This is a genomic window from Vibrio sp. ZF57 (assembly GCF_001691235.1).
In the GTDB taxonomy this organism is placed as follows: Bacteria; Pseudomonadota; Gammaproteobacteria; order Enterobacterales; family Vibrionaceae; genus Vibrio; species Vibrio crassostreae_C.
In genome coordinates this window covers 33,608-42,647 of record NZ_MAKD01000069.1, presented here as the reverse complement: position 1 = coordinate 42,647, position 9,040 = coordinate 33,608, and the positions used below count along the sequence as shown (strand labels likewise).

Here is a 9,040-nt window from a genome sequence, read left to right as displayed (position 1 = left end):
TAACTGTAATGTTAACGCTTGTCCAACAAGCCATATCATCACGCCAGCAGTGGTTGCCGCTGAGCAAACAATGATCGCTGAAATGAAAGCAGCAGAAAAAGCCGCTAAAGAAGCGCGCAAAGATTTGCGTACCGGTAACTTTGGTGCACCAGCGGTTTACCCTTGTGATACAACCGTAGAGTGCCAAACACGTACTGCGATGCCAGCACCGACTAACCTACCTGAAACACCGCTTGCAGGTAATGCACCAAGCGAAAACTTTGACTTGACTCACTGGTACCTATCTCAACCATTCGATCATGACAAAAATGGCAAGCCAGATGACGTTTCTGAGTGGAACCTTGCAAACGGTTACCAGCACCCAGAGATCTTCTACACTGCTGATGATGGCGGCATGGTATTCAAATCTTACGTAAAAGGTGTGCGTACGTCTGCAAACACTAAGTATGCTCGTACTGAGCTACGTGAAATGATGCGTCGTGGTGACCAGTCGATCAAAACCCAAGGTGTTAACAAGAACAACTGGGTATTCTCAACGGCACCAGAAGCTGACCTAAAAGCGGCGGCTGGCATTGATGGCGTAATGGAAGCAACATTGAAGATTGACCATGCAACCACAACGGGTAACGCGAATGAAGTAGGTCGCTTTATCATTGGTCAAATTCACGACAAAGACGATGAGCCAATTCGTTTGTACTACCGTAAATTGCCAAACCAAGCGACTGGTGCGGTTTACTTTGCACACGAAGGTCAAAACGGTACTAAAGAGAACTTCTACCCACTTGTTGGTGGCATGACAGCAGAAGTGGGTGAGGATGGTATCGCACTTGGTGAGGTATTCAGCTACCGCATCGAAGTGAAAGGCCACGATCTGATCGTAACGCTAATGCGTGAAGGTCATGACGACGTACAACAAGTGGTTGATATGAGTAACAGCGGTTACGATGTTGGCGGCAAGTACATGTACTTCAAAGCAGGTGTTTACAACCAAAACATCAGCGGCGACCTAGACGATTACTCACAAGCGACTTTCTACCAGCTAGATGTATCGCACGATCAATACCAAAAGTAATCTAACCGAATAACACTTAATATTAAAGCTATCGCAATAGCCTCCAGCCTTAGGGTTTGGAGGCTTTTTTGTGCCTGCTGTTGGTTGGGCTTAAGCGTATGATTTAATTGAGTCGGAGAAGGGTAGTTATCAGTTGCACAGAGTTTAAGACATTATCATTAAGCTCATTCAGTATTAACTTCAGTCATTATCAGTTTCAGTCACTATCCTTTCCCCAATCGCCGATCACCATTAACCTCAGTCATGATTAATCTCAGCTGATAACAGGTCATATTGGCTCTCATTCAAAGCTAAACAATGCCAATATTATTTTGGAATCGCCATAGCTAGAAAACTTCGACTTCGTTCTCAAGGTATGTACTAATGCGACGTCTACACATGAACGTATTGTTTTGCCTGGTCTACTAATAAGCGTTAGCTCGGCTGATTACTCCCGTTTTGTTCTTGAAACCGTCACTTTTGGGTTGTTTAGCAAGACTCTTAGCAACAGCCATAAATCGTGCTCTAACTCTTGCATAAATAGAAGGGCGGTTAGCCATCACTTTATTAGCGCCAATGCTTAATGAAATACTCAGGCGGGCTCAAGTCGATGATCAAACGCATCTAGTGCTCAAGGGGATACGCTTGAGGGTTAGTTGCTTGCAGGCCGTAAATACCTTGATTGTATGCTACGGTGATGCTGAATAATAATTTGTGGGTTGAGTGCAGAGCTGAGGGGTTTTGTTTATCTATGATAGATACAGGGCTTTTGAGAGGGTTAAATAAGTTAGAGAGGCAAGGGGGCATTCGTTACTAGCAGCATCGGTGCTTATTCAACGCTGAAGCAAAGTTCCGCTGAGTCAGAGAGCTTAACTGAATCGCCAGTCTGCTTTTTATTCTTGAGCTAACAATAAAAAATCCCTATCAAATTACGTTGATAGGGATTTGTTTTATCTAGCAATCAAGTCAAACAGACTTTCTAGTGAGAACTAGAATAGGTCTGAATCTAGGTTGTCGAAGTAGGTGTATGTCCCTTTTGAACCATTGTCACCATTGTATAGCGCAATAGCGGTCGGGGAACCACCTGCACTTTCAGCTTTTAACCCAGTGTAGTCTGTTCCATCAACATTGACGGTAATGTCTGTATCTACCCATGAAATGGTCACATCTACCCATGTGTCTTTTGAGTATGAAGCAAGGTCAACTTGGCTGCCTGATTCGTTGCGGAATTTAATCATACTAGATGTAAATACAACTTCAGTGAAGCGACCACTAGATGATGCATCGTTATTAGAACCTAAGAAAATGTATGATGCTTTTACATAGCCATCGCTAGGGATGTATACAGATGTAGAAACAGAGCCAGTTTCTGCTGCGCCACTAGCAAAGTCGCGGCCAACGATAGCTTTGTTATTATCAGTGGTTGAGTCCGCACCATCTTCAATTCGTAAAGAGTTAGAACCCGACTTGGCAAAGTCACTACTGATCACTGCTGTATTTAAAACCCCATCAACACCTTTTGTCTGGTACGCAGGGTTAGCCACATCGATCTGCGTACCTACAGTATAAGAATCGAAGTTGTCTGTTACTTCGCCGGGCTCTGGATCTGGATCTGGTTCAGGTTCTGGCTCTGGCTCAGTACTACCGCCATCAACAACAACTGTCGCTTCCGCAGTATTGTTGTTGTACGGATTACCTGATAGCGCTTGGCCATTCGGGTAATTGTTAAAGTTATCTTCAAACACTAGCTCATCAGAAGCTGTGTCATTCGAATAAACTTTAAAGTTGTCAGCGTTTAACTCGTAGTGTGTTGTGTTAGAAGTATCACCAAGCTTCAATGACACGATAGTAACGGCAGCTTTGTCGAAAGCCTCAAAACCGTTGCCGCTATTGTCGTATACAGTGTCATTGACTTTGAATGTGTAGTAACCGCTCGCCCAACTGATTTCAACCGCGAGATCTTCACCTAAAGTGTAAGTGCCTACAGGCTCATCAGGAATTTGAGGTTTACCGCTACTATCGGTAACCGTGGAACGGTAGAAAATTTCTCCAGCATTAAAAATAACTTCGCCGTGTAAATTAGTGTTAGAAGTACCAGAAGCGTAGAGACTAATATAAGCGTTGTTACCTGAACCATTCGCTTCTTGCTCGGTGTTTTCATCTACTTGGTAGATTAAGTCAACGGTTACCTTTCCTGATGCGATACTGTCTACTGTTGCCCCTGTGCTGCTGTCAGACAATTTCAAACGTAGTTCACCCACATCATTCTTTACACCACCATTGTTGGTGTCCAAGATTTGAACGTAGCCATTGATACCATTTGCTTCATTGGCTTCACTGATAGCTTCTTGTACGGCGTCAGTCGCAGTTTGGTCTGAACCAGAGTAGTCTATGCCAGTGGTGTTATCTGAAATATTCAGAGCACCAGCGTCATCGAAAGAAAAAACACCATCTAGAATTTCGATCGTTGATGTGCCTGTTTCATAATATGTGAAAGAGACCGTACCGGCTTCTTCATCATAATTATTAGTAGAAGCACTTGCATCTTTAATCGTGTAAGTACCTAAGTCATCATCATCGTCATAGTATTTATGATTGCCATCTTCTTGGAAAACATAAACATTTGGTAGATCAGCGTTTGATGACGCGGAAATTGAAGAAGAGTTACCATCACTGATTTGCCAGTAACCTGTTGTTAGTACTGACTCTTGGCTGCCATCACCTGAATCCGTCGGAATAGGTAAACCGTCACTGTTACAACCAAATAATAAACCTGTCGAAAGAGCAACAGCTGTAGCGACTTTAGAAATCTGCATAAAATATTCTCTTTATGATATTAAATCCATATGTAAATCACATAAGAAGTAGATAATGAATAGTCGTTAAATATTTATTAGGATGAAACTAACGTTAATTAGAACATCCTATTATTTAAATAAAGTGCTTAAAATATGCCCCAAAAATTTACAAGAGGAGAGGGGTATTTTATAAATTGACTATTTCTAATTAGAATGAGTAAGCAACACCAACACGGTATTTTGCTTCGCGATCTTTAGAAGATGAGCTGATATCAGAAGACCAAATCTCAGCAAAAGGTTTCCAAGAACCGAACTTGTAGTTTACTTTTAAGCCAGCATCCCATTCCCAGTCATCACTATTATAAAGAAGTACGTTATCCAAAGATTTTACATAGTTTGCTTCGTAAGAAAGACCAAGCTTCGGTAGAGACTCAATTTTATATGCACCTGTTAGCGTTATTTTGGATTTTTGAGCTGATTCTAAACGTTCGCCAGTTTCTGAATCTTTGTCACCAAATTGAGTGTGGTTGCGGAAATCAGCATACTCGTGACGGTAACGAATGGCAGTCGTTAATCCCATATCCGCATTATAACCAACACGGAATTGAGGTTTGTAAGTGACTTTTTTCATCTTCCAGTCACCGCCGTTGTAGTTCGGCTCATCCCAGTCCCAAGCGATCGGCATACCAACTTGTAGATACCAGTTGTTATCGACTTTGTAAGTTGCTGTATTTTCTACTTCCATACCGTAAATATACCAATTGCCGTCATAGAAGCTTCTACTGTTTGCTGATTTAACTTCGCCAGAATCTGCGTCGTAGTAAGAATCGTCAGTATGGAATTTAACTTCAAGGCCCGTTGAGTGCTTCCACTTATCTGACAGTTTAAAGCTTTCACCTAGCTTCACTCGGTGTTGATGGCGAGCGTCTACGTGAGCCGTGTCGCCATTTGTTTTTGTATAATCCGTCGCAGCACGATACTCGTAACGATAATCAAGAGATGCACCAGTAGCTGTGCCCGCTAAAAGAGTACATGCAACAGCTGCAGAAATTTTTGTAACAGAATTCATACCTTTGTCTCACTATTATTTTTTTATTCTGGATACATCCAATGTACCCGTGGCTCACAAACCAATACCTTACATGGTATTAAATTAATGTATGACAAATATGGTATTTACTATTGAGTCAGATTTCTGTGAGATCTATCAAGAAGTTCTGACTAATGGCCCAAATATATACCTAAATGTTATGAATATCTCAATTTAGGGCTTGTGTATTAAATCAATCATGACGTACTTCTCATATTCACAAACCTTAGAAACTCACTTTTTTGCATGTGTTAAAATAATACAAATATTAAGTGTTTCTATATGTTAATAATGATGATTTTAACCATCGTGGCTTAAACATAGGGAGCATGTTGAGAGGCATAAATATAAACCATAGCCAGATGTTTAATAAAAGTTACAAAATGGCTAAATGTAAATTCTATTTATCGGTTGGCTTATTTAAGTCGAAGAGAAAATATTTAGTACTAATTCGTGTTCAAAAGTGGTTCCTGTACTGAGTGTGTACTCGGTATCTGTTAACAATAAAGGATGAGTCATGTTTAAGAAAAACATATTAGCAGTGGCGCTATTAGCGACTGTACCAATGGTTACTTTCGCAAATAACGGTGTTTCTTACCCCGTACCTGCCGATAAATTCGATATGCATAATTGGAAAATAACCATACCTTCAGATATTAATGAAGATGGTCGTGTTGATGAAATAGAAGGGGTAGCCATGATGAGCTACTCACATAGTGATTTCTTCCATCTTGATAAAGACGGCAACCTTGTATTTGAAGTGCAGAACCAAGCGATTACGACGAAAAACTCGAAGAATGCGCGTTCTGAATTACGACAAATGCCAAGAGGCGCAGATTTCTCTATCGATACGGCTGATAAAGGAAACCAGTGGGCACTGTCGAGTCACCCAGCGGCTAGTGAATACAGTGCTGTTGGCGGAACATTAGAAGCGACATTAAAAGTTAATCACGTCTCAGTTAACGCTAAGTTCCCAGAAAAGTACCCAGCTCACTCGGTGGTTGTTGGTCAGATTCACGCTAAAAAACATAATGAGCTAATCAAAGCTGGAACCGGTTATGGGCATGGTAATGAACCACTAAAGATCTTCTATAAGAAGTTTCCTGACCAAGAAATGGGTTCAGTATTCTGGAACTATGAACGTAACCTAGAGAAAAAAGATCCTAACCGTGCCGATATCGCTTATCCAGTGTGGGGTAACACGTGGGAAAACCCTGCAGAGCCGGGTGAAGCGGGTATTGCTCTTGGTGAAGAGTTTAGTTACAAAGTGGAAGTGAAAGGCACCATGATGTACCTAACGTTTGAAACCGAGCGTCACGATACCGTTAAGTATGAAATCGACCTGAGTAAGGGCATCGATGAACTTGATTCACCAACGGGTTATGCTGAAGATGATTTTTACTACAAAGCGGGCGCATACGGCCAATGTAGCGTGAGCGATTCTCACCCTGTATGGGGACCTGGTTGTGGCGGTACTGGCGATTTCGCTATCGATAAAAAGAATGGCGATTACAACAGTGTGACTTTCTCAGCGCTTAAGTTGAACGGTAAATAGCACATAGCATAACCAATAGGCTAGCTAGACGCAGTCCTTAAGGAATATTTTCGAAGACCACTTAACCGAATGTTGAGTGGTCTTTTTGTTTTATATGAGTTTTAAGATGACCTTGGTATTAATGTGACCTTGGTATCAATGAGGGTGTGCTGAAGCCTACCAATGAATGGTACAGCTGAAACAATACAACCTTGTCAAAAGACAAGGTTGTAATCAGAAAGCGTAGAAAGATTTTAGGACGGCGACTCGATACCGGACTTAGTCATACATCAACTCTTTAGCTTTGTCGGCATCAAACTCTTTAAGAGACTTTCGAGCCAAATGACGGAATGGGAAAGCTTTAACGACTTCTTCGAATGGTTGGATAGCGAAAGCCCAAAAGATAGAACCGTCTAATCCAAAGATGATCAATGCACACAATGGAATTGAAATTACCCATTGACCAGTAAAGTTGATTTTGAAGACTGCGGTCGTTTTTCCTAGTGCTCTTAATACATTCCCATGAACCGTGTTGTAGCCACGGACAATCGGCAAGAAGATGTAGAGTGGGGCGATAACGGCCAATGCTTGATAGGTAGACTCATCCAAGTTCGGGTAAATGTCACCAATAACCAGACTTAATCCTGCGAACAAGATTGCACACACAAAAGAAATGACGACCGCAATATCAATACTGGTATCGACGTTTTTGACTAGGTCATCCATCTTTTTAGAGCCAATCGCTTGGCTGATAGTAATTGCGGAAGAGTGAGCCCAAGCAGTAATAAATTGAGAGACAGCCCTGATCCAAGGCATCACCAAAGTAATCGCAACATACGCGTTGATGTTAAGTTGCGAATACAGTAACTGATAAATCGTTGCGCCAATCAATAGCATGGTTACATTTGCTGCGACAGGGAATATCTCGATAAAGTGACGACGAACGTTTGTCATGAACTCAGATCGCTGGGCGTCTAATTTGAGTGAAATTGCTGAGCTCAAATACACGCAAAGAACCAGATACACAAGGCGAAGGGTGATAGCAATAACACTGCCTAGCGCGGCGCCTTGAACACCAATCCCTTCAAAATTAGAAAAACCATGAATCAGCACATATGAGAGTACAGCATTGATAGGCAGTTCAATTAAGTAACCTTTGAATGGGACTTTAGTTCTGCCTAGCGCATTAAATAAAGCAATGATCACCTGCGTTAACGCGGTAAAAATAACGATGTATTTCGAGATGTCTAGATAGCGGCTGATTTCTAAGTGAAGGGAAGCGTCATCTGTTAAAGCTTGAATCAAGGGTTGTTCGAAAAAAGTAAGTAGAAGCCAAAATAGTGTTGCTACGCCAAGGTTGATAAATAACCCTGCCCAAAATGCTTTAGATAATGATGCGGCGATGCCAGAGCCCACTGCGCGGCTTAATACTAACTGAGTACCGTTTGCCAGCGCCATTTGAATTCCCAGTACAAAGGCAACGATAGTCGTCGCAATCCCCATTGCAGCTAAAGGGATTTCACCAAGAGGAGAGACAAGCAGTGTGTCGATCATCAACATCGACTGCATCAAGATACCGTTTAAGGCGAGGGGCCAGGCGAGAGAGAAATTTTTCCTTACGTACGATTGTGAAGACACAAACAACACCTTATGTGTATAACCGTAAGCTTTCTCTGAGGTGGCGGAGTAGAGCGTTTAAAGAAGAAAACACTACGGTAGTTGATGGTTAAAAAATGGGTGCTAAAACAAGACTGACTTGTGTCTTTGAAAAACAAGTCAGTTTGGTTAATCTCGGTTATGCGATGGCTAATTCAACCCTAGAGAGCTTTTGGTTCTCATCGTCTAGCAGGACTTGAGAAGCAATTCGAGCTTGCTTGGCATCGCCAGACATTATTGCGTCGTAAATCGCTTTGTGTTCTTCTAAACAGAAGCGACCGCCTTCAGCGGAGTGGTCGATAAACTGCTTGAAGATAGTCGACAGAATGTTCGCGAATGGAATGTAAAATTGATTACCTGTCGATAAGAAAATCGTTTGGTGAAACAGGTGATCGTTGGTCGTCCACTCTTCATAATCGAAGCTATTTGCTGCGATGGTCATTTTCTGGAAAAGAATCGAAAGCTCTTTGCGTTGCTCTACAGTTGCATTGGTTGCAGCGAGCGCACACGCTTCCGGGTCAATCGCTTTTCTTAAGCCTAAAAATTGAGACAAGAAGGGTTTAGTATCTTCTAAATCTTGGATCCAGTACAGCAATTGCGGGTCCAAGAAGTGCCACTGTGTTCTCGGTTTGATACGAGTGCCCACTTTTGGCTTCGACTCGATTAAACCTTTTGCCGAAAGTAGCTTAGTTGATTCTCGAAGGGCAGTTCTGCTCACTCCAAAGATTTCGCACAGCTCCATTTCGCTGGGTAACTTTTGATTTTCTTCTAACTCGCCTGACAAGATCTTGCGAGCAATTTGTCTCGCCACTTGAACATGAATTCGGCGGCTTGAATCTTCCACCAATGTAAATATTGACATTTAAACCACCTGAAATTGAAACTTTGAAAACACTAAAAGCCAGACGAAT

At 42.0% G+C, this 9,040-nt stretch carries 6 protein-coding genes; 2 read left to right on the top strand and 4 right to left on the bottom strand.

Translation table 11 applies throughout. The features are described from left to right. The coding region (locus A6D97_RS07755; protein WP_065584140.1) for a polysaccharide lyase family 7 protein at positions 1–1,072 on the top strand (1,072 nt) is incomplete at its 5' end. Positions 1,073–2,040: 968 nt separating this feature from the next. Here A6D97_RS07755 and A6D97_RS07750 read toward each other — a convergent pair. Together A6D97_RS07750 and A6D97_RS07745 are read right to left on the bottom strand one after the other, a co-directional pair. Then, a complete protein-coding gene (locus A6D97_RS07750) occupies positions 2,041–3,867 on the bottom strand; it encodes a hypothetical protein (RefSeq protein WP_065584139.1) in 1,827 nt (608 codons plus the stop codon). Positions 3,868–4,057: 190 nt separating this feature from the next. Beyond that, positions 4,058–4,918, bottom strand: a complete 861-nt coding sequence (locus tag A6D97_RS07745) for an oligogalacturonate-specific porin KdgM family protein (protein ID WP_065584138.1) — start codon at positions 4,916–4,918, stop codon at positions 4,058–4,060. 538 nt (positions 4,919–5,456) lie between these two features. On the opposite strand from A6D97_RS07745, the gene A6D97_RS07740 reads away from it, so the two are divergent. Beyond that, positions 5,457–6,494: a polysaccharide lyase family 7 protein gene (locus tag A6D97_RS07740; RefSeq protein WP_017063622.1), complete on the top strand. Its 1,038-nt coding sequence runs from the start codon at positions 5,457–5,459 to the stop codon at positions 6,492–6,494. Between the two features lie 258 nt (positions 6,495–6,752). On the opposite strand, the gene A6D97_RS07735 is transcribed toward A6D97_RS07740, so the two are convergent. After that, complete coding sequence (locus A6D97_RS07735) at positions 6,753–8,120, bottom strand: MATE family efflux transporter (protein ID WP_081326300.1); 1,368 nt, start codon at positions 8,118–8,120, stop codon at positions 6,753–6,755. 148 nt (positions 8,121–8,268) lie between these two features. Next, the gene (locus tag A6D97_RS07730; RefSeq protein ID WP_017063624.1) at positions 8,269–8,991 is read right to left on the bottom strand and encodes a FadR/GntR family transcriptional regulator; all 723 of its coding nucleotides are present in this window, start codon (positions 8,989–8,991) and stop codon (positions 8,269–8,271) included. Positions 8,992–9,040 lie beyond the last annotated feature (49 nt).

Coding starts and splice junctions, on each gene's coding strand:
- A6D97_RS07750 (WP_065584139.1), bottom strand. CDS start 3,867: ATGCAGATTTCTAAAGTCGCTACAGCTGTTGCTCTTTCGACAGGTTTA.
- A6D97_RS07740 (WP_017063622.1), top strand. CDS start 5,457: ATGTTTAAGAAAAACATATTAGCAGTGGCGCTATTAGCGACTGTACCA.
- A6D97_RS07745 (WP_065584138.1), bottom strand. CDS start 4,918: ATGAATTCTGTTACAAAAATTTCTGCAGCTGTTGCATGTACTCTTTTA.
- A6D97_RS07730 (WP_017063624.1), bottom strand. CDS start 8,991: ATGTCAATATTTACATTGGTGGAAGATTCAAGCCGCCGAATTCATGTT.